This is a genomic window from Kitasatospora sp. NPDC059146 (genome assembly GCF_042786665.1).
Taxonomy (GTDB): Bacteria; Actinomycetota; Actinomycetes; order Streptomycetales; family Streptomycetaceae; genus Kitasatospora.
On record NZ_JBHZCY010000153.1, the window covers coordinates 1 to 21,320 of the forward strand.

The 21,320-nt window shown below is 72.3% G+C and carries 27 protein-coding genes; 26 read left to right on the forward strand and 1 reads right to left on the reverse strand.

Features of this window, described 5'->3' with window-relative positions; translation table 11 throughout:
* Positions 1-28 precede the first annotated feature (28 nt).
* Positions 29-349, reverse strand: coding sequence for a hypothetical protein (locus tag ACFXPX_RS38460; protein ID WP_380528199.1), 321 nt, complete (start codon positions 347-349; stop codon positions 29-31).
* 185 nt (positions 350-534) lie between these two features.
* Here ACFXPX_RS38460 and ACFXPX_RS38465 point away from each other — a divergent pair, with 185 nt between their 5' ends.
* From ACFXPX_RS38465 to ACFXPX_RS38590, 26 genes are all read left to right on the forward strand, one after another.
* Positions 535-1,056, forward strand: coding sequence for a hypothetical protein (locus tag ACFXPX_RS38465; RefSeq protein WP_380594043.1), 522 nt, complete (start codon positions 535-537; stop codon positions 1,054-1,056).
* A 102-nt stretch (positions 1,057-1,158) separates the two neighbouring features.
* Positions 1,159-2,046: a hypothetical protein gene (locus ACFXPX_RS38470; protein WP_380594045.1), complete on the forward strand. Its 888-nt coding sequence runs from the start codon at positions 1,159-1,161 to the stop codon at positions 2,044-2,046.
* A 211-nt stretch (positions 2,047-2,257) separates the two neighbouring features.
* On the forward strand, positions 2,258-2,959 hold the full coding sequence (locus ACFXPX_RS38475) for a DUF6197 family protein (RefSeq protein ID WP_380594631.1): 702 nt from the start codon (positions 2,258-2,260) through the stop codon (positions 2,957-2,959).
* Between the two features lie 71 nt (positions 2,960-3,030).
* Positions 3,031-3,948: a hypothetical protein gene (locus tag ACFXPX_RS38480; RefSeq protein WP_380594629.1), complete on the forward strand. Its 918-nt coding sequence runs from the start codon at positions 3,031-3,033 to the stop codon at positions 3,946-3,948.
* Positions 3,949-4,032: 84 nt separating this feature from the next.
* Positions 4,033-4,422: a hypothetical protein gene (locus ACFXPX_RS38485; RefSeq protein WP_380594627.1), complete on the forward strand. Its 390-nt coding sequence runs from the start codon at positions 4,033-4,035 to the stop codon at positions 4,420-4,422.
* 120 nt (positions 4,423-4,542) lie between these two features.
* Complete coding sequence (locus ACFXPX_RS38490) at positions 4,543-4,998, forward strand: DUF3145 family protein (protein WP_380594625.1); 456 nt, start codon at positions 4,543-4,545, stop codon at positions 4,996-4,998.
* 174 nt (positions 4,999-5,172) lie between these two features.
* Positions 5,173-6,666: a hypothetical protein gene (locus ACFXPX_RS38495; protein ID WP_380594623.1), complete on the forward strand. Its 1,494-nt coding sequence runs from the start codon at positions 5,173-5,175 to the stop codon at positions 6,664-6,666.
* 163 nt (positions 6,667-6,829) lie between these two features.
* Complete coding sequence (locus ACFXPX_RS38500; protein ID WP_380528185.1) at positions 6,830-6,970, forward strand: hypothetical protein; 141 nt, start codon at positions 6,830-6,832, stop codon at positions 6,968-6,970.
* A gap of 158 nt (positions 6,971-7,128) precedes the next feature.
* Entirely contained in the window at positions 7,129-7,812 is a 684-nt protein-coding gene (locus tag ACFXPX_RS38505; protein ID WP_380528183.1) for a hypothetical protein, read from the forward strand.
* A 100-nt stretch (positions 7,813-7,912) separates the two neighbouring features.
* Complete coding sequence (locus tag ACFXPX_RS38510; protein ID WP_380528181.1) at positions 7,913-8,488, forward strand: hypothetical protein; 576 nt, start codon at positions 7,913-7,915, stop codon at positions 8,486-8,488.
* 310 nt (positions 8,489-8,798) lie between these two features.
* Positions 8,799-9,146, forward strand: coding sequence for a hypothetical protein (locus ACFXPX_RS38515; RefSeq protein WP_380528178.1), 348 nt, complete (start codon positions 8,799-8,801; stop codon positions 9,144-9,146).
* Between the two features lie 111 nt (positions 9,147-9,257).
* Positions 9,258-9,701: a hypothetical protein gene (locus ACFXPX_RS38520; protein WP_380594619.1), complete on the forward strand. Its 444-nt coding sequence runs from the start codon at positions 9,258-9,260 to the stop codon at positions 9,699-9,701.
* Positions 9,702-9,960: 259 nt separating this feature from the next.
* Positions 9,961-10,653 carry a hypothetical protein gene (locus ACFXPX_RS38525; RefSeq protein ID WP_380528175.1) on the forward strand — a complete coding sequence of 231 codons (693 nt, stop codon included), beginning with the start codon at positions 9,961-9,963 and terminating at the stop codon, positions 10,651-10,653.
* Positions 10,650-10,901 carry a hypothetical protein gene (locus ACFXPX_RS38530; RefSeq protein WP_380528173.1) on the forward strand — a complete coding sequence of 84 codons (252 nt, stop codon included), beginning with the start codon at positions 10,650-10,652 and terminating at the stop codon, positions 10,899-10,901. The genes ACFXPX_RS38525 and ACFXPX_RS38530 overlap by 4 nt, the downstream gene beginning before the upstream one ends.
* A gap of 289 nt (positions 10,902-11,190) precedes the next feature.
* Positions 11,191-12,975, forward strand: coding sequence for a ParB/RepB/Spo0J family partition protein (locus ACFXPX_RS38535; protein ID WP_380594617.1), 1,785 nt, complete (start codon positions 11,191-11,193; stop codon positions 12,973-12,975).
* A 216-nt stretch (positions 12,976-13,191) separates the two neighbouring features.
* Complete coding sequence (locus ACFXPX_RS38540) at positions 13,192-13,590, forward strand: hypothetical protein (protein ID WP_380531462.1); 399 nt, start codon at positions 13,192-13,194, stop codon at positions 13,588-13,590.
* Positions 13,591-13,744: 154 nt separating this feature from the next.
* Positions 13,745-13,924 (forward strand): hypothetical protein, encoded by a 180-nt coding sequence (locus ACFXPX_RS38545; RefSeq protein ID WP_380594615.1) that lies wholly within the window; start codon positions 13,745-13,747, stop codon positions 13,922-13,924.
* A 121-nt stretch (positions 13,925-14,045) separates the two neighbouring features.
* A complete protein-coding gene (locus ACFXPX_RS38550; RefSeq protein ID WP_380531467.1) occupies positions 14,046-15,353 on the forward strand; it encodes a DNA cytosine methyltransferase in 1,308 nt (435 codons plus the stop codon).
* A gap of 159 nt (positions 15,354-15,512) precedes the next feature.
* The gene (locus ACFXPX_RS38555) at positions 15,513-15,923 is read left to right on the forward strand and encodes a hypothetical protein (RefSeq protein ID WP_380531470.1); all 411 of its coding nucleotides are present in this window, start codon (positions 15,513-15,515) and stop codon (positions 15,921-15,923) included.
* A gap of 114 nt (positions 15,924-16,037) precedes the next feature.
* On the forward strand, positions 16,038-17,177 hold the full coding sequence (locus ACFXPX_RS38560) for a single-stranded DNA-binding protein (protein ID WP_380531473.1): 1,140 nt from the start codon (positions 16,038-16,040) through the stop codon (positions 17,175-17,177).
* A 101-nt stretch (positions 17,178-17,278) separates the two neighbouring features.
* Complete coding sequence (locus tag ACFXPX_RS38565; protein WP_380531476.1) at positions 17,279-17,596, forward strand: hypothetical protein; 318 nt, start codon at positions 17,279-17,281, stop codon at positions 17,594-17,596.
* A 220-nt stretch (positions 17,597-17,816) separates the two neighbouring features.
* Positions 17,817-18,149: a hypothetical protein gene (locus tag ACFXPX_RS38570; RefSeq protein WP_380531479.1), complete on the forward strand. Its 333-nt coding sequence runs from the start codon at positions 17,817-17,819 to the stop codon at positions 18,147-18,149.
* A gap of 200 nt (positions 18,150-18,349) precedes the next feature.
* Positions 18,350-19,234 (forward strand): hypothetical protein, encoded by an 885-nt coding sequence (locus ACFXPX_RS38575; RefSeq protein ID WP_380594613.1) that lies wholly within the window; start codon positions 18,350-18,352, stop codon positions 19,232-19,234.
* Positions 19,235-19,415: 181 nt separating this feature from the next.
* Positions 19,416-20,396, forward strand: a complete 981-nt coding sequence (locus tag ACFXPX_RS38580) for a replication-relaxation family protein (protein ID WP_380531485.1) — start codon at positions 19,416-19,418, stop codon at positions 20,394-20,396.
* An 89-nt stretch (positions 20,397-20,485) separates the two neighbouring features.
* Positions 20,486-20,647 carry a hypothetical protein gene (locus ACFXPX_RS38585; protein WP_380531488.1) on the forward strand — a complete coding sequence of 54 codons (162 nt, stop codon included), beginning with the start codon at positions 20,486-20,488 and terminating at the stop codon, positions 20,645-20,647.
* 79 nt (positions 20,648-20,726) lie between these two features.
* On the forward strand, positions 20,727-21,185 hold the full coding sequence (locus tag ACFXPX_RS38590) for a hypothetical protein (RefSeq protein ID WP_380531491.1): 459 nt from the start codon (positions 20,727-20,729) through the stop codon (positions 21,183-21,185).
* Positions 21,186-21,320: the final 135 nt, after the last annotated feature.

Consider the following 21,320-nt stretch of genomic DNA (forward strand, 5'->3'; position numbering starts at 1 on the left):
CCGGGGGGTCCCGGGCCCGCCCGCCGTTCTATTCGGTGGGAAGGCTGGTGATCAGGCGGGGGAGGTCCGCCGGTTCGAGCACATCCCAGGGGAGTGGCTGCGGCTCGTGCTCCTCGTTCAGGACCAGGACCTTGACGCCGACCGGCGTGCTGTCCCTCAGCGTTCCGCCGGGCTCGATCTCGACCTCGAAGCGCACGCGCAGCGTCCGGCGGTTGGAGTACCCGAGCTTGCCGGTCAGAAGGTCGATGAGTTCGTCGCGGCTCGCCGAGTCGAGAGGCACGCTGTCACCGCGTCGGCATCCGTCGCAGGTGCAGCCGGGACTGTCGATGGGCCGCTTGTTCTTGGACATGGTGGGCTCCTTGGTGGGTGCGGGTTGAGCGGTTCGGCCGCCCGGCCGTTCCGACATGGAAAACTATACCACACAGAAGAAGCAATCGTCCATCTTGCATTGCAGGTTTCATGTGGTATTGTTGTTCATAGCGGAACGGCCGGGCGGCCGGACCGTTCAACCCGCACTCACCAGGGAGTCACAGCATGGACAGCACGTTCACCACCACCGAGACGCCCACGCCCGTCCCGCCCACCGCGGACGTGACCGTCGCCTTCACCGCCACCGGCGATCCGGTGGTGCACGTCAGCGACTGCGGCCACCACGAGCGCCGTACGGCGCTGAGCACCGCCGCCGCCCGGCAGATGAAGGCCAGCAGCTGGACCGACGTCGCGGTGATCCTGTTCGGCGACACCATCGCGGAGTCGGGATTGACTCCCTTCGACTACGCCGACGAGCTCAGCATCGCCAGCTGCGCCCTCCGCATCCCGCACGGCGCCCCGGACGGCAAGAGCCGATGGACCCGGCAGCGGCGCGAGCAGGGCTTCCAGAGCCGAGAGCACTTCGAGGCCGCTCTCGCCCACTGGGCGCACACGGCGGCCTGCGCGGAGTGCCGGAGCCCAGGCCCGTCGGTGCTCACGGACGACGGGTGGCAGGGCACCGCCAACGTCTGCCCCGAGGGCCAGCGGCTGTTCGACGTCGAGTCCGCTTTCAGCCCCTACCGCTGACCCGGCCCGGAGGGGCGCCCTGCAGGCGCCCCTCCCCCGGCGGCCCACCCTCCGCCGGGGCCGCACCCGGCCCCCGCTCACCACACCTGCCCTGGAGTCCCGATGCCGATCTTCCTTGAAGCCCCCAAGCCCTATGCCGCTGGCCCCGACGGCCGAGGCTGGACCCGCCTGAGCCTTGGTGCCCACATCGGCGACCGCGACGCCCAGTGCCCGCTGCGCCCGAAGACCTACGCCGCGCTGGCCGAGAGCCGACGCAGCACCCAGCTGTCGGCCTGGGGCCCCTACCGGCCCTGCGTCAGCCAGGCCGCGCACGACTGCCTGACCTGCCCGGCGCTCACCAGCGCCCCCCGGGAGATGCCCGTGAACGCCCCGCTGGTCCTGGTCCGCATCGAGGAGCGCACCGTCGGCGAGATGTTCACCGCCGAGCGTCACGAGCTCCTGTGGCCGTGCACCGGCCCCGAGGACCGCGCCTACCGGACCGGGGAGCCCTGGGACTACGAGCAGATCAACCGCCTCGCGGGCTGGGAGGTCGGCCAACAGTTCTGGGACCAGCACGGCCGGGGCTTCTGGCTGGAGCGCACCTTGTATGTACGGGCCCCGCACGTGGAGATCCGCACACAGCGCAACCGGCACGCCGTCATCGTCGGCGGCACCCGCGCCGCACTGGTCGTCTGTTCCGGGGAGTGCCAGCACGACGAGCGGCTCCTCAACCTGATCAGCCACCACACCCCGGAGAGCGCCGACGAACAGCGCGTCACCCCGTCCACGTGGGATCTCGATGGCGCCCGCGCCGAGGCCAACGGGCTCCGGGCCGGGGCGCACCACCGGAGCCACTACGAGATCCGCCTGACGGTCCGCCGGCCCGAGACCGTCGCCGAGCTGCTGCACGTCAGCTTCGACGGATCGACCTGGACCGCCGCGCAGATCACGGCCATCACGAGCGCCGCCCTGCCGCTACTGGACGCCGACGCGGCCCCGCCCACCCGCTGACGGGAGCAGCCCGGAACCCGGGCCTCCGGGGGGTGGGGGGCCCCAACCCCGCCCCCCCGCCCTGGGGGCTTACGTCTCCGAAACCACCGAGGCCCGGCGTGGAACGGGGGGCGCCACCTCCATGCGAGCATGTTTCATGTGGTATAGTTTTTCACGACGGGGCGGCCGGGCGGCCACCCCTCTCAACCCGCTTCATCCGAAGGGAAGTCCAGTGACCCGCAAGCGCCCGTTCGGCCCCCTCACGGCCGCCGACACCTTCACCGCCGACGTGCAGGCCCTCTCCGCCGAGGCCATGACGCAGGGGCTGATCTTCGGCGTGACCTCCGGCGGCCACAGCGTCGTCGCCCGCGCCAACCGGGCCAGCAGGACCGCGACCATGCGGATCAACGACCACGCGGGCCGGTACGCCGAGACCACCACCGCCCCCGACGGCGACCCGAGCGCGCTGCGCCGCCCCTGGAGCCGGGTCGAGGAACTCGGCGTCCGGCCCGCGCCCGCCGAGGCACCGGGGCGCAGCGGCAGCCCCGCGCGGGTTCACCCGGCGGTGGCCGCTCTGCTGGAGTCGGCCGCCGATCACCTGGCTCTGGTGGGCCTGCACCAGGGCGGGCGGGAGTGGGCGCAGGCTCCGTGGACCGGCCCGGCCACGGTCACCCATGCACTGGCGGCGGCCGTGCGCGCCCGGCGCGGGCTCCTACGGGAGCAGCGGGGCGCCCTGGTGGACGCCGCGCTGATCGTCCTGGCCGATCACGTCCACGGCCGTCCCGTCGTGGTGCCGCACTGGTGGAGGAGCGGGGCGCAGGCGTACCTGCGCGCGACGGTGTGGAACTGGGGTGACGCCCGGGGCCGCACGACGGCCGGTACTGTCGCCTTCCTGCGCGGCGCCGCCACCGCGATCCCCGCCCGCCAGGGCTGACCGACCACCAGATCCCCGGGGAGGGGCCGCCGAGGCCGCTCCTTCCCGGGCCCCTCGACCGGAGCGCCACGATGGAAGCCCTGACTCTCTTCGACATCCCTGCCAAGCCGCGCGCCTTCCTGCTGAGCGGCGGCAACTCCGACCTGGCCCGGGACGGCATTTTCACGTGGACCCTGCCGGCGTGGGTGGTTCAGCGCGCCGACGGGAGCTGGTTCAACACGTGTCCGGAGGCGTCCGTCTGCGCGGCCATGTGCTTCGCCTACGCACCAGGCAGTTCCTACAAGCGGTTCCCGGACGTGGCCGCGAGCCACCTCGGCAACCTGCAGATGGTGCAGGAGATGCCGGAGCTGTGGGAGCAGTGGATGGTCGAGGAGCTGCGGGACCGGCGGTACCGCGGTGGCGCCGCCGTCCGTGTTCACGACTCCGGCGACTTCTTCTCGACCGAGTACACCAAGGCGTGGTGGCGTATCGCCGAGTCGGCCCCGCACGTGCGCTTCTACGCCTACACCAAGGCCGTCAGCCGGGTGAAGGACGTTGCGGCGCGGCTCGGGACGCCGGCGAACCTGTTCTACCGGTTCAGCCGCGGCGGGACCGAGGACTACCTGATTCTGCCGACCGATCCGCAGGCCGACGTGTTCGCGGACCTGGCGGCGCTGGAGGAGGCCGGCTACGTGGACCAGGCCGCGTCCGACCTGATCGCGGCCGGGCCCGACATCAGGGTCGGCATGGTGGCGAACCGCATGCCGGTGCTGCGCAAGCGCCAGGGCCAGTTGTCGTTCGGTGAGCTCCAGTTGCTCCGGTACGACAAGCTGATGCCCAAGGCGTACCGGTGGCACCTGGCGCGGCTCGCGGTGCTGCTGGCGGCGAACGCCTGGCTGCTCCCGCTGCTCGACCGCACGGCGGGATCGTGGGAGACCTTGATCCCGTTCGCCGCCGGGCCTGAGGAGTCGCCCATCATCCCCGGGAAGGGGGTTTCCACGCCCACATGAGCATGTTTGATGTGGTATAGTTTCTTGTGACGGGGCGACCTGGCGGTCGCCCCGGATCAACCCGCGCTCACCCGAGGAGCCGTCATGTCCGAGCACCAGCAGCTCGTTCCGATCGAGATCACCGGCCAGGACGGGACGACGACCCTGTTCGTCACAGCCGAGCGCCGCGAGAAGGCATGGATCGACGGGCCGATCGTGGGCCTGTACACCCGCCTCCGCCTGACCGACGCCCCCCAGGCCAAGCCGGAGGCCATGTTCCTGTCGCGCCTGGCGGCCAAGGCTGGCTGGACGGTGGACTCGCACTTCGGCGCCAGCGGCCACCCGTTCCACAGCCACGGGTTCGGTGCCCGCCACGCCGTCCCCGAGATCCTCACCCAGAAGATCGCCGCCCTGGTCGACGCCGAGGCGCCCCGCGCCGGTCTGGTCGAAGCGATCGACCAGACGAACCCCCTGATCCTGCCCGACCAGGACTGACCCCGCGCCGGGGCCTCCGTCTCGGGCGGCCCCGACCCCCTGCGTCCGGCGGCCCGGCCGCATGGCCGCACCCATCCGGCCCGCCCACGCCCACCCCGACCACCACGAAAGCGATCACCCATGTCCAACCACGAGAACTACCTCCGCCTGCGCATCCACGCCGCACCGGACACCACGGAGGTGCGCGCCCAGATCAGCGAGGCGCTCAGCGAGCTCGACCTCGAACCGGACGAGTCGAACACCCCCAGCTCGCCGACCGGCGACTTCACCGGTTACTTCGGCGACCAGGACGCCGTGCTCGCCCTGGCCAAGGCGCTGACCGGCCTGCCCGGCCTGGCCTTCGAGCTCTGGACGGAGGAGGAGCAGGGCGAGCCCGGGCTCATCGTCACCCACGCCAGCGGCGTGGGCACGTTCACCGGCGGCTGCGACCGGGGCGGCGAAGTCGTGGTGCCCGAGACGGTCGTGCGCAGGATCGCGCTGGAGGAGGATCCGGCCGAGCGCACCCGGCTCCTGGAGGAGGTCACCGGCTGCGCCGTCCGCGCCGCGCTGCACCCCGGCGCCGAGCAGCAGGGCTGACCGGCCCCCGCCGTTCGGCCCGATGACCTCCCGCGTGCCGCTGGTGGCCGCTCGGCCGGACGGCTCGCGATTCCCGTACGGGACGGCATCCCGCGGTACCGCGAGCGCAGCAGTACCAGTCCGGCCCGGGGTTGGCGCCCCGGGCCGGTTCAACCCGCTTCCCCGAGGTCTCCCATGCAGAACGCCATGTTCACCGCGCCCGTCCCCGAGTTCGCCGCCGGCGGCCCCTGCGAGTGCGGGGTCACCGTGCTCTGCTGGGGGCTGGGGGCCGACTCCACCGCGATCCTGGTCCGGGTCCTGGAGGACCCGGTGCGCTACGGGCTGCGCGCCGACCTGTCCGATTTGATCGTCGTCACAGCGGTTGTGGGTGAGGAGTGGCCGGACACCTTGGCGCTGGCCGAGGAGCACGTGCTGCCGCTGCTGCGTGCCCGTCAGGTCCGCTACGTCCAGGTGGCCCGCGGCGGGCCGTCGCTGGCCCGGGACGGCATCGTGGTGCTGTCGGACACCCGCAGCCCCGAGCGCATCGTCGCGCGCGGGCCCTGGACCTTGGGCGACGAGCTTCGGGTCACCGGCACCCTGCCGATGTACCAGGCCGGCCGCAGGCTGTGCAGCCAGAATTTCAAGGGCGAGGTGCTCGACCTGTGGTTCGGGCAGAACATCAACGGGCGGTTCTGCCACTGGATCGGCTTCGACGCGCTGGAGCGCTCCCGCGCGGAGCGCGACCGCACCTTCGCGAGCCCGCACCGCCACCCGCGCTACCCGCTGATCGAGTGGGGGTGGGACCGGCCGCACCTGCTGGACTACCTGCACGGGCGCTTCGGGGTCACCTGGCCCAAGAGCTACTGCACCATGTGCCCGTTCCCGGTGAGCGCCGGCTCGATCAAGGCCCACATGGCCCGCGCCGCGCTCTTCCCGCGCTCCATCGCCAAGGCGCTGGTGCTGGAGTACATGGCCGAGGCGCTCAACCCGCTGTGCACCCTCTACTCCGGCTCCTCGCTGCGCCGGGAGCTGACGGCCTCCGGCAACGCCGAGGTGCTGGCGATCGCCGAGGCCGCCATGGCGGCGATGCCGTGGACGGTCTACCAGGTCCGCCGGGTCATCGAGGAGGGCCGCTCGAAAAGCTGCAAGGAGCAGCACGGCCCGCGGTGCGAGGCGTGCAGGGCGGGGAAGCCGGCGGGGCCGAGGTGCAAGGCGTGCTTGAAGCTGCCGGAGCAGCGGTGTGACTCGCCCGGGCCGCGGTGCGTGCGCAAGGGGACGACGTGGCGGTCGGTCCTCTCGCTGGCACCGATGCCGCGCGGGGAGGCGCTGGCGGTGCTGGGGTATGCGGCGCGGCTGGCCGAGACGGGGGTGTGTGGCGGCCCCGGGGGGATCGCGCGGGTGGTGACGAGGAGTCGGGAGGAGGGGGTGTTCCCGATCGTGGAGGAGTCGTACGTGGCGGCGCCGACGCTGATTGCGGACAAGGAGCGGCCGGGGTGGGCGGTCACCTGGGAGAGGGGGACGGGGTTGTACCCGTCGGCGGGGGTGTTCGGGCAGGTGCGGGAGCATCCGGTGGCGGTGGCTGCTGCGGTACGGGAGTCGTGGCGGCAGTGCGCGGTGCTGCTGGCGGGGGCGCCGTGGATGCTGGGCGCGCTCGGCGGCGGCGGGGCCGAGGAGCGGGTAGCGGCCTGAGTGCGGGGTGCGCGGCCCGTCCCGTGGCCTTTGAGCTGCGCCGTTCGGGTGGATAGAGGCTTGGCACACTCGATTCTGCACGTTCCATGTGGTAATGTTTTCCATGTCGGAAGGGCCCGGGCGGGCCCGCCCGAATCAACCCGCCTTTCACCAAGGAGCAGGCATGTCCCAGCAGAACGGCAGCACCGGCGACGACTTCCGCGAGCGCGCCATCCCCACGGTTCCCCGGCCGCGCACCAGCTCGGAGAACAGCGCCAAGGGCCGCATCCCCCGCCAGCCCGGCCCGGACTCGCGCGAGAGCTGACGGCGGGCAGGCCCGCCGCCCCGGCGGCGGCCGCCGACCATCGCCCGGAGCCGGACCACCGGCCAGCGCGACCCGGCGCCGCCGCCTACCACCGGCCCGGGCCTGCGACCCGCACCGCTTCCGCCGCAACCACCGCGCACCCACCACGAGGAACAGCCATGCCCGAGCGCACCGCCGCCGACGTCTACCGCGACGTCGAGACCCTCTACGACATCGCCCACATCGCCCGGCGCCTGGCCCGCAGGCCCGTCGCGGGTGACCGGGCCGCCCTTCGGATCCGCCTCGCTGCGGAGCGCGGCCGCGCCGCCGACGCCTTCGCCCGGCGCGTCCTGGCCCGGCCGGGCGTGCGTGAGCACGACGAGACCGCCTACGCCCTCAGCCTGCTGCGCGGCGCCGTGGCCCGGCTGACCGGCCCGGAGAACGGCCTGATGCTGCTCGCGGCCTCCGCCGCTCGCGTCGCCTGCACCCGGCCCGGCGCAGCCGTCGCCGACCTGCTGGACCTGGCCGACTGGGCCAAGGAACTCGCCCGGCAGATCGCCGTCGAGCCGCGCCCCGCCGACCTGGCGAAGGCCACCGTCCAGCTGGAGTCCCTGCGCCTGCGCGCGATGGACGCCGGGCTGAGCGCGGACGAGGCGGCGGGCACCACCGCCGTACTGGTGGAGCTGCCGCACGGCGCCCACCCGCGGCTGACGTTCTCCAACGCCATCAGCCGCCGCGGCAGCACCACCGTCTGCTTCTCGTCCGAAGAGAACGCGAAGGCCGCCGCCAAGAAGTACGCGCCATACAACAACACCAGCGTCACGGCGCGCACCTGCACGCTCGACCACCGCGGTGCCGCCTGACCCGCACGGGCCGCGCCGACGCCGCCCGACCGCCCGACGCTCCGGGGAGGCCCCCGGGGCGCCGTCAACCCGCACTCCACCCGAAGGAAGACCTGACTCCATGAGCACCACCACGACCACCCTGGCGTACCGCATCGGAGCGCCGAACAACCAATGCCGCCGCCCCGTGATCATCGGCGCGGAGGAGGAACCGCGACTGCTCGGCTACGTCTCCCGATGGCACCGCGACTGGCTGGCCGAGGACAACAACGGCCAGGTGCACAACGTGCGCCGCCCCGCCGTCGGCTCCAAGGGCCAGGACAAGGCCGCGGACTGGCTGGCCAACGAGTTCGTCAACGGCCGGATCCAGGCCGTCCCGCTGACCGACACGGTGGCCGAGGTGCCCAGCCCGTACGGCCCGGCACCGCTTCTGCACCCGCGGATGGACGAGAAGCGCAACCGGGACAGCGCCCTTGCGGCGATCGCCAGGGTCACGGAGTTCCACTGGACGCCCCTAAGCGGCTACCCCGGCTCCGACAACCTCTGGCTCCTGCGCTGCGACCTGTGCGGGGCCGTGGTCATGAAGCACTACAGCCACCTCCGCGGCCGCAACGGCAACCCGCCGAGCGCCAACCGCCACCCCGGCTGCAAGAGCGAGGCCGAGGTCCGCCAGCTGATCGCCGCCTACCAGCAGTAGCCCGTCCCCCGAACTGCCTGCGGCCCGCACCCTCGTGGTCCGGGCCGCAGAGCCGGTGCCCGCCCCGGCCAAGGACGGCCGGGCGGGCGCCGGCCGCCCCGGGGACGAAGGCCCCGTCGAGGAGCCCGGGCCGCACCGCACCGCCGGCCAGTCCGCCGGGCCCGCCCCGGTGCACCGCCTGCACCCCGCCGATCACCGGCCCAGCCCGCTCCCCGCCGGGCCCACGATGCCCAGCTGCTCGCCGACCACCACCAGAGAAGAAGGTCCCCATGATCGTCCTCGCCGTCACCGCCCTGCTCGGCGCCCTGCTGTGCCTGGCCGCCGTCCGCGCCCCCGTCGGCCGCTCCACGTCGTCGTCGACCACGACGATGACGCCGGAGAGGTCTACGTCCGCATCTACCAGGGCCGGCGCCTGGTCCATTCCGCGCGCACCCCCGGGGTCACCACCGCCGCCGCCACCAGGCCGCCGGTCCGGCTCTACCTGCTCGACTCGGGCCCTTCCGGCGACCCGCACCACCACGACTGGGCGGAGAGGGTCGGCGAGGCGGCCAGGTGCGCGCCGCGCCCGGTCCGCGCCCACCTCGCTGCCCGGGTGACGGAGTACCACCAGCCCCTCGCCGCAGGCTGCGCTCCCTACCTGGAGGCCATCACCTCGTGACAGCGGGACGGAGCCCAGCCCATTGAAGCAGGTTTTATGTGGTATTGTTCTTTATGTCGGGATGCCTGGCGGCGCCCGTCCTCAACCCGCACTCCAGCCAAAGAGACACACATGCCCTCCGCCGCCTCCGGCGACGTCCAGCAGGCCCTGGCCGCGCTGCCGCAGCTGATGATCAGCCCCCACCGGCGCAGCGACGGCGCCCAGCTGCTCACCGCCAACGTCGGCGGCCACCTGCTGCTCCACCTCAAGGACGGCATCGCCACCGTCACCGGACGCGAGTTCACCACCGCTGCCGCCGACCGCCTCGTGAACGCGCTGCTCGGCCCCGTTGACCGCTACGTCAGGGCCGACGGCACCCGATCCCCGAGCCTGGCGGACGTCGACACCAGCAGGCTGCGGTTCCCCGACGACCACGTGCAGTGCGGCATCCAGCGCGCCGACCGCACCGGCACCGTGCACCGGGCCTGCGTGTACCGGGGCCCCTCCGTCCGCCTCGCCTTCCGGCCGCTGCCGGCCGCCGAGGTCCTGCCCGCCTTGAAGGCCCTCGCGACCTGACCACCCGGCACACCTGCGGGGCCGCCCCTGCTCCCGAACGGCACCATCCCGAGCAGGCCGCGGGCCCGCAGGTCCCGGCCGCCACCATGCCGGACATCCGGCCCCCGGCCGCCGGCGCCGCACTGGAGACCATCACCACGCACTCCCCCAGATCCACGCCGAACTGGCCTGGAAAAGGCCACCACCACCACCCGCCCACCACTGAACCGCCTGCCTCGCGGCGTCGCCCGAGGCCACCCGCCCCGATCCGAGGAAGCCGATGCCTCCCGCTCACTTCGACCCCGCCCGCATCACGGCGCTCGCCCACGCCGCCCTCGACCTCGAACGCCACCCGGGCTTCCGGCACTTCACCACCGGCCTGGTGACAGGCAGAGCCGGACCGTCGGGCCACTGGACCCTGACCACCGACCACGAAGCCGCCGCGGGCGCCGTCACCACCGCACTGCACCGCCATGGGTACGCCGTCGAGCACGACCGCCCCGGCGGCAGCCGAGAAGTCACCGTCTGGCCCGTGCACGCGGCGCGGTGGTCGCCGCTGCCGGCCTTGACGCTGCACGAGGAGATCCGCGTGCACCGTGGCGTGGAACTCGGCAGCGGCACCTGGGTCCTCGACGGCCCGCTCGGCACCGTGGAGCAGCAGTACGGCTCCGGAGGGCACAACGACCTGCTGGTGCATGCTCTCCACCCCTTCGGCTTCGCGGCCCGTTGGACGGCCTGCCCCCGCCACCCGGGGGGCTGCTGGCTGCGGACGGACTGGCGCCTTCCGGTCAGGGCCCGGAGCCTGCTCACTCCCGCCCCGATCTGCGGCCGGCCGCAGCCGACCCCGCAGTTGGCCGTCCGGCTCCGGACGCTCTACCGGATGCACGTCCACGCGACGGCGCCCCTCTCCGCCCTCCCCGCTCCGTCCGGCACTCCGTCGGCGCGCTCCCTCCCTGGAAGGAACTGCTCGTGACCACGGCTGCCGCCGCCGGCCCGGATCACGCGAACGCTGCGGCGCTGGGGCTGATCGAGGCCCTCGTCCAGGAGGCCCGGAGCTGGGCCTGCGACGACGAGGAGGACAGCGCCACCCTGGACGCCCTGGACTCCGCAGACCCCGACGGCCAGCTGGACATCCTGTCTGACGCCACACTGGCGCCGCGCCACCTGGTCGCGGCCGTCGTCGAGGCGGTACGCGTGCTGGCACCGCGCCTGCTCACCTAGATGTCGGGTGGTCACCCCGGGTCAAGCCCCGGGTGACCACCCCCTGCGCCGCATCTGCCTACGCGCGTAGATCAACCACTCCCCCACCCCGCCCACAAGGCCGGCCAGGATCTCCGGTGCGCCGCCGGCCGCAGGGGACTCCGGCCCGGGCGGGCGCCGCCAGCCGGAAGAATGCGGCTCACCACACTCCATGCTGCACGTTATATGTGGTATAGTTGTTCACAACGGACGGGCCGGGCGGCTCGGCCGGATCAACCCGCTATCCAACCAAGAAGAAGGGCACACTCCCGTGTCTGCACGCACCAAGTCCAAGACCCCCGCACGCCCGGCGACGGGCATGATCGTCCGCAACTTCCGGTTCATGGAGGTCGACCCCCGCACGCTCGTGCTCGACCCCTGCAACGTCCGCACCGAGGAGAAGCTGCCCACCCAGGAGATGCTGGACTCCGTCGCCCAGGACGGCGTCGACACCCCGGTCATCGTCCGCCCCCTGACGCCCGAGCAGATCGAGAAGCTGACGGAGGAGGGCAAGCCCGCGCCGGAGTTCGGCGTCCTGGCCGGACAGCAGCGCTGGCTGTCGAGCAAGGAGGCCGTCAAGAAGGCCGAGGAGGACCACACCTCCTGGCTCGCCCTGCCCATCGTGGTGCGCGACGACCTCAAGGGAGCCGACAAGGAGGCCATCACCAGGTCCCTGGTGGAGAACACCCACCGCAAGGCCATGACCAAGCGGGACGAGGCCCAGGCGGCGGCGCAGCTCGCCGCGTTCTCCATGACCCCCACCCAGCGGAAGAAGGCCGCGCGCAGCATCGGCCTGACCGACGCGCAGTTCGCTGCCGCGAAGGGGGCCGTGGCGCTGGACGCGAAGACGTTCGACGAGGCCGCCGAGTGCGACTTCGACCTGGTCCAGACGACCCAGTACGGCACGGTCGAGCACCTGCGGGGGGCTTCGCGCCGGTTGAAGGAGGCGGCGGCGAAGGACGCGGCCGAGGGTGGCGGCTACGGCCACTGGGACCACGCCATCGCCAGCCTGCTCCAGGAGGAGGAGACCGCCCGGCTACGGAAGGAGCGTCTGGCGGCGCTGCGGGCGGACGGCGTGCCCGAGGTCGACCGGCCGTACGAGTGGCGGGGCGACAAGATGCGCCTGCTGACCGACCTGATGAGCGGCATGGGCAACCCGGTCGACCCCGAGCACCACGTCAAGGACTGCCCCGGCCGCGCCTTCTTCAACGAGTACGGTGAGGCGGTCCTGGTGTGCGCGGACTGGAAGAAGAACGGCCACCAGCTCAGCAAGAAGGCGGCCGAGAAGTCGGGTGGTCCGGCTACGGCCGAGGAGTCGCGGGCCGCCGTCCGGCTCGTCCGAAGCAACAACGAGGCATTCAAGGCCGCGACGACCGTCCGCCGGGCCGCGCTCAAGGCCGCACTCAAGGAGAAGCCGAGCGGCGCGTCGTGGGCGCTGGTCCGCCGGATCGTCTGCGACATGCCGGGCTGGTACGCCAAGTTCGTCACCAGCCCGAACCGGCGGCTCATGGCCCAGTTGCTCGGGGCTCCGGAGTCGGTCACCCGCGAGAGCGGCAAGAAGGAGGACGACGAGGACCGGATTACGGTCTGGCTGGAGCAGGCCGAGTCCCGGATGGGCGAGGCCAGCTCGGGGAAGCTGATCCTGGCCCAGATCTTCGCCGCCTTCGAGGCCCGCGTGATGAACGCGAACAAGGTGTGGGAGAAGCCGGGCGCCGCCGTGGTGCAGCTGCTGGTGTTCATGCGCGATCACCTGGCGTACAAGCTGTCCGAGATCGAGGCGGCGATGGTCGCCCTGGTCGAGGGGAGCGGCGGCGAGCCGGATGCCTCTGCGGCGCAGGCGCAGCTGACCGGGCAGGCCGACCAGGAGTCCGCTGGCGGGACCGAGGCGGCGGACGAGCTGTCCGTCGAGGTGGAGTCCGCCGTGGGCACGGAGGTCGACGGGGTGGAGCCGCTGGCCGCCGAGTCGGCGGCCGAGGTGGAGCCCGAGGCGTCAAAGGAGCAGCCCGCCGAGATGGACGAGGCGGCGCGGGAGGCGGACGTGGCGCTGGCCGCCTAGTTCCTGCTGCCGACCTTCCCTTTGCCCGGCCCGGATCGCGTTGTGCGGTCCGGGCCGGGCCCTTTGCGGTCCGCGGCCGGCTTCTGGAGCGGGCGCCGGCCGGGATCGGAGAAGACGGGATGGATCGCGGGTTCATGTTTTATGTGGTATAGTTCTTCACGTCGGGGCGTGTGCGGCAGCCCGCCCCTTTCAACCCGCTTCAACGGAGGACCCACCATGAGCGACCAGCCCAGCAACACCGTCACCGCCTGCCGAACCCGCGTCCAGGTCGACCTCGATCTGACCGTCGAGGACGGCTCTCCCGTGATCAACGCCTTCGGGGAGAGCGAGCCGCTGACGGGGATTCGACTGACCTTCGCCAACGGCCAGTTGAAGGCCGTGCGCCTGGAGACCGCCGACCCCGGCCACTGCGCCTTCGTCGACGCCCCGGAGCTGGAGCGTCCGCAGACCTGGCCCGCCTTCCTGCGGGAGGCCCTGGCCGCCCACGACCCCGGGCGGCACGAACGCGAGGCGGCCGCACTGCGCAGCACCCTGGCGGCCCTGCGCGAGGTGCTCAACAACACCGCGCTCCCCGACGAGCTGCGGGGGCAGCTGGTCCAGCTGCTGGACGGCTGAGCCACCTGCGTCCGACCCCGGGCCGCTTCACCGCATGCGGCGGCGGCCGGCCCCCTTCACCGCACCCCGGCTAGCAGTCGGCGCCACCGGTTGCAGACGCCGGCGATACGCAAGGTCCCGTCCCCGCCGCAGAGGCGGCGCGAAGGAGATTCCCATGATCAACGTCACCGCAGCCTCCCTGCGGCGCAATGACCGCATCGTGCTCCACGGCGATGAGCTGCCCTACCTCGTGGATGACGTCGTGGACATCCCGAACGGGCGGGTCCGCGTCACCTTCTCCTCCGGCGACGAAGTGGAGTACGCCGCCGAAGACGAGGTTGCGGTCGTCGACTGAACGAGGGCGGCCGCGCTCGACCCCGGTCCGCCGCCCTGCGGCGGCGGACCGCTGCCCCTTTCGACGCCCCGGCTTGGCGGCCGGCGGCGTCTCAACCCGCTCTTCACCCGCAGAGGACTTCATGGCACCCGTCTTCCGCCACGACCGCGATCTCGACTTCACCGACCTGTTCTGCGGAGGAGGCGGCACGACCACCGGCTTCACCGAGTCGGGGTACACCTGCCGCCTGGCCGCCAATCACGACCCGGTGTCGATCCGCACCCACGTCGCGAACCACCCGACGGTCGAGCACCGGCGCATCGACATCAGCAACACCAACAAGCGCAGCATGCCGCGCACCCGGATCCTGGCCGGCTCCCCGATCTGCACCGAGATCGCGCTCGCCGGGGGTCGCAAGCGCACCCGCGGCCAGCTGGAGCTCGACCTCCAGGTCGAGGGCGACGAGGGCCGCGCCAAGCCGGAGACCTGGGAGCGCACCCGGGCCACCGCGCTCGACATGATCGCGTGGGCGGAGGTGCACAGGCCCGACGCCGTGTTCGTGGAGAACGTGGTCGAGTTCGCCACCGACTGGGAGCTGTTCGACTGGTGGCTCAAGGGGTGGCACCGTCTCGGCTACCGACACCAGATCGTCTGCGCCTCCTCCGCCCACCTCGGCGACGACTCCAACGTCCTGGCTCCCCAGCTGCGCGACCGGATCTACATCGTGTTCACCCGGACGGCGACCCCGAAGCCGAACCTGGAGGTCCGGCCGGCGGCCGACTGCCGGGAGTGCGGCCCAGTGCGCGCCCGCCAGGTGTGGAACAACCCGAGGGGCCGCAAGATCGGCAAGTGGGGCGAGCAGTACAACTACCGGTGCCCCAACCGCAGGTGCGGCCACCAGCTGCTCATCCCGCACGTCCGCGCCGTCGCGGAGGTCATCGACTGGAACCTGCTGGGCCGGCGGGTCGGCGACGGGAAGCCGCGGCACAAGGTGTTCAAGCCGTACGCGGCCTCGACCCGGGCCCGGATCGCGGTCGGGCTCCAGCGGTTCGGGGCGGACCCGCACATCGCGATGCTGCGCAACAACAGCACCGCCGTATCCATCCGCGGGGCGGTTCCCGTCCTCGCCGCCCAGGGCCGCCACCACGCGCTGATCATCCCCAACGGGCGCAAGAACGCCCCCCGTACGACGGCGGAGCCGCTCACCACGCTGGCGACCAAGCCGCACCACTCCCTGGTGTGGCCGGCGCCGGAGGTGGACGACTGCCTGATCCGGATGCTGACGTCCGACGAGATGAAGCAGATCCAGCGGTTCTCACCGGAGTACATCGTCCACGGGAACCTGGAGGAGCGGACGTTGCAGATCGGCAACGCCGTCTCGGTAAACGCGGCCCGCTGGTTCGCCGAGCGGATCCGGGCGGCACTGACCAGGTTCGACCTGGCCGTCTGATCCCCCGGGCCGCCGCCGGCAAACACGCGGCGGCGGCCTGGGCCAGGGACTCCGAGGCACACACCAATCCCCATGGGCGTGTTCTATGTGGTATCGTTTTTCATGTCGGCAGGTCGGGCGGCCTGCCCCTCAACCCGCTCCCGCAAGGAGGACCGCACCGTGTCCGTTCTGATCACACCCCCGGACAAGCTGATCCGCACCCACGCGCTGGCCCAGTCCCTGCACATCGACCACGACGGCCAGAGCCGCGACCCGTTCGTGGCTGCCGCCATCACCCGCGCTTTCACGGCGCTCCACCAGGCCCAGGTGAACGCCTGGAACCTCCACCTCCCCGACGGCGCCCCGACCCGAGCCGCCGTCTCCGAGCTCGACCTCGACCAGCGGTGGCCCGAGGAGGACCAGTACTTCCGCTTCGGCGACAACCGGATGCTGCTCCACAGCTTCATCAGCGAGCTCGGCTGGGCGATCTACAACGCCGACGGTCTGCTCCCCACCCGCAACGAGTTGGACCTCTATCTGCACTGCGACCGGCCGGCGCTGCTCGTCCTGGCGGGCGTCCTGCGCCTGTGACCCCGCCGTGGTGGCGACGCTCGCGCGTCGGCACCACCTCTTGCCCGGCTGGACGGCGGTGGCCCGCCGTCCAGCCCTCAACCCGCTTCCCCGCGCCCCCGCCTGGAGAGCCCCATGCCCACCGCAACCGTCACCCCGCCCGTCGCCAAGCCCGACGCGGCGCCCGAGGTCCCGGCCAGCTTGCTCAGCCACGTCGACGTGCGCCCGTACAGCCCGTCCCTGCTGGTCCTGCTCGCCACGTTCCCCCGCGCCAACGGCGTCACCGAGCACCTGGCCCTCGCCACCCCGGCCGCCCCGTACGGCAACACGCCCTGGCAGAGCGCCGCGATCGCGCTGTACCTCGCCGCCGTGCGCGCCGGCCGGGAGCAGCTGTCGGCGGCCGCACTGCGCGACTTCCTGCATCCCGACCGCCGTACCCAGGACGGTCAACCGCACCCGGCCCGGCTGCCGTTCCACGGCGCGGCCGCCGAGTACCCGCTCAACGTTCTCCACGACCGCCGGATCGCCTGCGTGCTGTCCGTCGTGGTCGGCGGCCTGGATGAGAACGGGTGGCCGGAGGCGGAGCTGTTCGTCTGGGAGCGGGAGGAGGGCATGCGCGGCAAGTCGTGCGGGTTCAACCGCACGATGCGCCGCCGGGGTGCCGCCGCAGTCGTGGCGTTCGCCCACGAGGAGATGGAGGGCGAGTACGGCCGCCTGGCAGCCCGCGTCCGGCAGCTGGGCGAGAGGGCGGGAGCGGTCGGCCTGGCGCGGGAGGCCGAGCTCGCCGGCCTGGTCGCGAAGGCCTGCGGGGGAGCCCGCGCTACGGCTCGGGCCGACACCGAAGCTCGCATCGAGCAGGCCCGGCAGAAGACCCAGAAGACCGGGGCGGGCAAGGTCCGCAAGGCGATGCGGCTGCCGCTGGGCGCCCCCGAGCTCGGCGAGCAGGTCGAGGTCGCCCCCGCCGTCGAGATGGTCACCGGGACGGTCGTCCGGCCGGTGGAGTTCCAGGAAGTGAAGGGCCATCCGGTGGCCCGGATGCACATCTCCGTGGACCAGCAGGGGCCACCGCGCTCCGGGGCGTCGCTGCCGGAGCTGCTGATCTGCTCGCTGGAGGGCACGACGGCACAGGCCGCCCACCGCGCGCTGCGCCCGGGCAGCCAGGTGGTGATCGCCGGACGCCGCCGGGTGCGGACCTACAGGGGGAGCGACAACATCCCGAGGTCCGCTGTCTCCTTGCAGGTCGAGCGCATCGGCCTCGACATCACCCAGATCTGACGCTCCCCTGGCGGCCGCGCGGCGGCCGCCGGAACGGAGCACCCTCGCGCCCGGGCGGCGCGGCTACCCAACCGAATCAGCAACGAACGAAGGAGGACCAGGTGCGCATCCGTGCCATCCACCCCTGCGGTTGCGGCTGCAACTGCTGCGGCAACCACACCGATGGGGACACCCGGCCGCTCGACCGGGCCCGCCCCAAGCACGTCATCCGCATGCTCACCGGCAAGATCCAGAACCAGAGCGGCGCCTACCTGCTCCTGGACGCCCGGGTCGCGATCGTCCCCGACGGCGACGGGCGCCCCGCCGGCGTCCTGTCGGTGACGGCCACCGCGCTCGACGCCGCCGACGACCCGCTCCCCGGCTGCCACTGGGACCTCGGAGCCGGCGCCCTCCCGGCGCTGGCGCCGCACCTCCGGTGACCAACGACCGTGACCTCCGCGCGCCTCGGGGGTCACGGCCGGCATCCGCAGGCACACTCGGCCTGCGCACCCGCCCGGCCTGCCCCACCGGCATCGGCCCGGGCCACCACCCACCGGCGGTTTCGTCGACGAAAACGCCGGCCGCCTGCACCCCGCTCGACCGCACCGTACGGGCCACCACATCACGGGCCCGTCGGGCCGCACACCAAGGAGAATCCCCATGACACACGCAACCCGACCGATACTGACCGAGGCCGCGGTCCAGGCCATCCTCACCGACGCCGGCTGGATCCTGGCCACCGACGAGCACGGCAAGGTCTGCGACGTCGACGACCTGGCCCACGCAGGCGATTTCAGCACCCAAGCCCAGGACCCAACGCCCGACGGCAACTGCGCCAAGGTCCTGCTCCTGTGCCGGACCCCGGACTGCGTACCGGTGCTGACGGAGATGAACGCTCACCTGCTCCAGGCCGGTTTCGGCAGCCGGCCCTCCGATGACGGCATGGAGTTCCTGCTGATCCTGCCGCGGCCCGACGGCGGCCGCCGCCGGTGACCGTCCTGGCGAATGCCCTGGTCGGCATGTCGACCGAGAACGCCACCTGGCTACGGCGAAACCGGAGCCGGGGGCCGGCCGGGCCGCCCCGAGGGTGCGCCGCGGAGCCCGGCTACCCGCCGCATGTTTTATGTAGTATCGTTCCTCGCGTCGCAGGGTCGGGTGCCGGCCCCCCAACCATCATGAAACGGAGGCCCGCGATGATCCCCGCCGGCCGCAAGTACGTCACCACCGAGGGGGCCGCCAAGATTCTCGGCGTTGCCTTCTCCAGCTTCCAGAGCCGGCGGCAGTGGGAGAAGCTCCCTGTCAGCGTGAAGAGCTTCTCCCGCGTCGACCCTGAGGCCAAGCGGCCGCTTCGCATCTGGGACGAGGAGCAGATGCAGGCCTACGCCAACCAGCGCGAGCTCCCCCTCGATCAGCAGGACATCCCGGTGCTCCCGCTGGACCCGCAGAACAACCCTGCGGACGAGCGCGACGGGGACCTCCTCGACTGGGTCGAGGCCTGGGAGTCGATGCCCGCGGACAACCGCCCCGACAAGGACGCCTGGGCGGACTACGTCAAGAAGCCGGCGGCCGGGTCGGCGGTGAAGAAGGTGCGGACGAAGGGGCCGGAGTGGAAGACCGAGATCAACGGAGTCCGGTACTGGGAGCGCGGCACGGTGCGGACCTGGAACGAGGACCGCCCGAAGGGCCACGGGGCGGCACGTACCGGCGGTCGCAAGACCGGCTCCCTCAACCAGGTGGCTGCCATCCGCAAGGACGCCGTTGAGCGGGTGGCCCGTACGGCAGAGCTCCTCGCGGCCGCGCCCACGGACACGCCGGCGGCCGTCGTCGTCCGCCGGCTGGTTGAGGAGTTCGGGTTCACGACGCGCACCGGCGAGCGCCTGGTGAAGGACACCCAGATGGGCCTCGCCGAGCGCGACAAGGTGGCCGCCGTGCAGCAGGAGCTCTGGGACGAGCCGCGGGAGCGCGTCGTCAAGGTCCTCGCCGAGGGCCTCGGCCTTCCGCCAGCCGTCGCGGCCTACGTGCTCGACGACGTCCTGGCCCAGCAGGCCCAGGGTCGGCCGCGGACCAAGCAGAAGTAGCTCGGCATCAAGGTGCCGGATTCCTTGACGCCGCGTCTGATCTGGGGCGCAGCGGAGCATCAAGGTATTGGCTGATCCCTTGATGGCGCCTGCGAGGCCGAGTTGTTACGCCGCGGAGCCCGGGCGTCAAGGGATCCGTCAAGGTGTGCGGGGTTGGCTTGGCCGGCACCAGAGAGCACTGATGAAGGAGACCCTGATGACGGTGGCCGTCCCCACGAAGCGCCGTAAGCGCCGGCACGACGGTGCGGCGTTCGACCGTGCGGCCCTGGCCGCGCTCTACCAGCACCGGCTCGCGACCAGCGGCCAGTTGTACGAGCTGCTCGGTCCTTTCACCAGTGGCGAGGAGGAGAGCGAGCAGGAGGACCACAACTTCCCGGCCGCCCGCATGCGGAAGCTGCGGGACGACGGCTTGGTCGACCATGCGACCCGCTACTTCCCGGGCCGCACCCGCATCTGGTTCCTGACCGAAGCCGGCCGCGCCCTGGCGGGCAGCTTTCCCGAGCTGCTGGACCGGGTCAGCCCGCCGCAGTCGATGACCGACACCGGTGCGCAGCTGCTGGCTCCCCACACGCTCGACGTCCTGCGGACGCACCTGGCGTTCCTGCGGGATGCCCGGCGGCGGGGCGACGAGTACGGGCCGCTCGACTGGGCGCCGGAGGTGTTCCACCGGCTTTCGGACCGTTCGGCCGACGCGATCCGGGCCGATGCCTTGATGCGGTACACCGTGCACTCCCCGGAGGGCCGGGCGCACCTGCGGGCGTTCGTCGAGCTCGACCGCTCCACCATGAGCAGCGAGAAGCTCAGCTCGAAGCTGACGTCGTACGCGCGGTACTTCGAGTACACCCCGGTCCCGCTCCACCTTCGCGGGACCACGGAGGCGCAGGGGGCCTTGCCGGCCTGGCAGGACTTCTACCCGCGGTTTCCCAGGGTCTTGTTCGTGCTGACGCCGGGGTCCGAGAGGACCTCGGAGACAACGCTGCGCAACCGGATCGAGGACCTCCAGGTCGCCGCCGCCGACAGCCCGCGGGTGGTCAACTTCCTGCGGCACGTCCCCGCCGGGGCGGCCACCCTCCAGGACATTGAGGCGCACGGGGCCACCGGGAAGGTGTGGAGCTCTCTCGCCGATCCGGACCGGCCCGCGTGCGGCTGGACCGAGCTGTAGCACCGGATACCGCTGTCAGTGCCGAGGACCCGGCGGCGGGGCTCACCACCGGGTGTCCCGGCTCCTCCCTGACTGAGAAGGACGGAACGATGACCTTGCAAAACAGCGGGCCGCTGGAGCAGACCACGCTGACGGCCAGCTACCGGGCCGTGCACGACGAGGCTGAGATCCACCTGCTGGTCAACGGCGGCGGCACGCCGCAGACCGACGCGGACATGGCCCAGGCGGCGGACGTGGCCCGGACCTTGTGACGCGCATGCTGCCCGGACCGCCCGTGCGGCGCGGCACGGCAGTGCAGTACCTACCGATCTGACGAGGAGAATCGACAGCATGGCCAGCGCGCTTCTGATCAACCCCGACTCCACGGTCGAGCCGATCGACCTGCCGGACGAGCCCGGCCTGCGCAGCAAGGCGATCGCGACGCGCCTGAGCGGCAGCCCCGACCCGGGGAACTATCACCGCCGGGCGCTGATGTGGGTGCACGGCAACGGCGCGAACGAGGGGTTGCCGCCGAACCTGACAGCCACCGCGCTGGCCAGCGCCTGGCGAGGACTCGACATCGGCTCTTCCTACTTCCTGTACGGCAGCGTCATCGTCACCGGCGCCGAGTACGGCGACGTCGCCCCGCTTGAGGAAGACCTGGCCGGCCAGGCGCAGGCCGTCGCCGAGGCGGTCGTCGCGCGCCGGACGGCTTGGCAGACCGAGCAGCCGGCGTCCAACGAAGCCGCCTGGGCCGAGATCCTCCAGTGCGCCTTCCGGGCAGTGCGGCCGGGAGGCAGCGCGGAGTAGCTGCGCCGGACACGCGCTGGGCCCGGGGGCTCCCCAATTGGGGAGCCCCCGCTGGTCTTCCCAGCCGGAGGCCTGGCGCGTTGCGGAAGCGGCTTTGCCCGCCCAGCAGGCCGACGGGGCGCCCACCGAACACGG

Bases quoted from the DNA above. Each gene is read 5' to 3' on its own strand.
- ACFXPX_RS38465 (WP_380594043.1), top strand. From the start codon at position 535: ATGGACAGCACGTTCACCACCACCGAGACGCCCACGCCCGTCCCGCCC.
- ACFXPX_RS38470 (WP_380594045.1), top strand. From the start codon at position 1,159: ATGCCGATCTTCCTTGAAGCCCCCAAGCCCTATGCCGCTGGCCCCGAC.
- ACFXPX_RS38460 (WP_380528199.1), bottom strand. From the start codon at position 349: ATGTCCAAGAACAAGCGGCCCATCGACAGTCCCGGCTGCACCTGCGAC.
- ACFXPX_RS38545 (WP_380594615.1), top strand. From the start codon at position 13,745: ATGATCAACGTCACCGCAGCCTCCCTGCGGCGCAATGACCGCATCGTG.
- ACFXPX_RS38580 (WP_380531485.1), top strand. From the start codon at position 19,416: ATGAAGGAGACCCTGATGACGGTGGCCGTCCCCACGAAGCGCCGTAAG.
- ACFXPX_RS38550 (WP_380531467.1), top strand. From the start codon at position 14,046: ATGGCACCCGTCTTCCGCCACGACCGCGATCTCGACTTCACCGACCTG.
- ACFXPX_RS38590 (WP_380531491.1), top strand. From the start codon at position 20,727: ATGGCCAGCGCGCTTCTGATCAACCCCGACTCCACGGTCGAGCCGATC.
- ACFXPX_RS38480 (WP_380594629.1), top strand. From the start codon at position 3,031: ATGGAAGCCCTGACTCTCTTCGACATCCCTGCCAAGCCGCGCGCCTTC.
- ACFXPX_RS38570 (WP_380531479.1), top strand. From the start codon at position 17,817: ATGACACACGCAACCCGACCGATACTGACCGAGGCCGCGGTCCAGGCC.
- ACFXPX_RS38495 (WP_380594623.1), top strand. From the start codon at position 5,173: ATGCAGAACGCCATGTTCACCGCGCCCGTCCCCGAGTTCGCCGCCGGC.
- ACFXPX_RS38510 (WP_380528181.1), top strand. From the start codon at position 7,913: ATGAGCACCACCACGACCACCCTGGCGTACCGCATCGGAGCGCCGAAC.
- ACFXPX_RS38490 (WP_380594625.1), top strand. From the start codon at position 4,543: ATGTCCAACCACGAGAACTACCTCCGCCTGCGCATCCACGCCGCACCG.
- ACFXPX_RS38560 (WP_380531473.1), top strand. From the start codon at position 16,038: ATGCCCACCGCAACCGTCACCCCGCCCGTCGCCAAGCCCGACGCGGCG.
- ACFXPX_RS38485 (WP_380594627.1), top strand. From the start codon at position 4,033: ATGTCCGAGCACCAGCAGCTCGTTCCGATCGAGATCACCGGCCAGGAC.
- ACFXPX_RS38540 (WP_380531462.1), top strand. From the start codon at position 13,192: ATGAGCGACCAGCCCAGCAACACCGTCACCGCCTGCCGAACCCGCGTC.
- ACFXPX_RS38585 (WP_380531488.1), top strand. From the start codon at position 20,486: ATGACCTTGCAAAACAGCGGGCCGCTGGAGCAGACCACGCTGACGGCC.
- ACFXPX_RS38505 (WP_380528183.1), top strand. From the start codon at position 7,129: ATGCCCGAGCGCACCGCCGCCGACGTCTACCGCGACGTCGAGACCCTC.
- ACFXPX_RS38575 (WP_380594613.1), top strand. From the start codon at position 18,350: ATGATCCCCGCCGGCCGCAAGTACGTCACCACCGAGGGGGCCGCCAAG.
- ACFXPX_RS38525 (WP_380528175.1), top strand. From the start codon at position 9,961: ATGCCTCCCGCTCACTTCGACCCCGCCCGCATCACGGCGCTCGCCCAC.
- ACFXPX_RS38500 (WP_380528185.1), top strand. From the start codon at position 6,830: ATGTCCCAGCAGAACGGCAGCACCGGCGACGACTTCCGCGAGCGCGCC.
- ACFXPX_RS38520 (WP_380594619.1), top strand. From the start codon at position 9,258: ATGCCCTCCGCCGCCTCCGGCGACGTCCAGCAGGCCCTGGCCGCGCTG.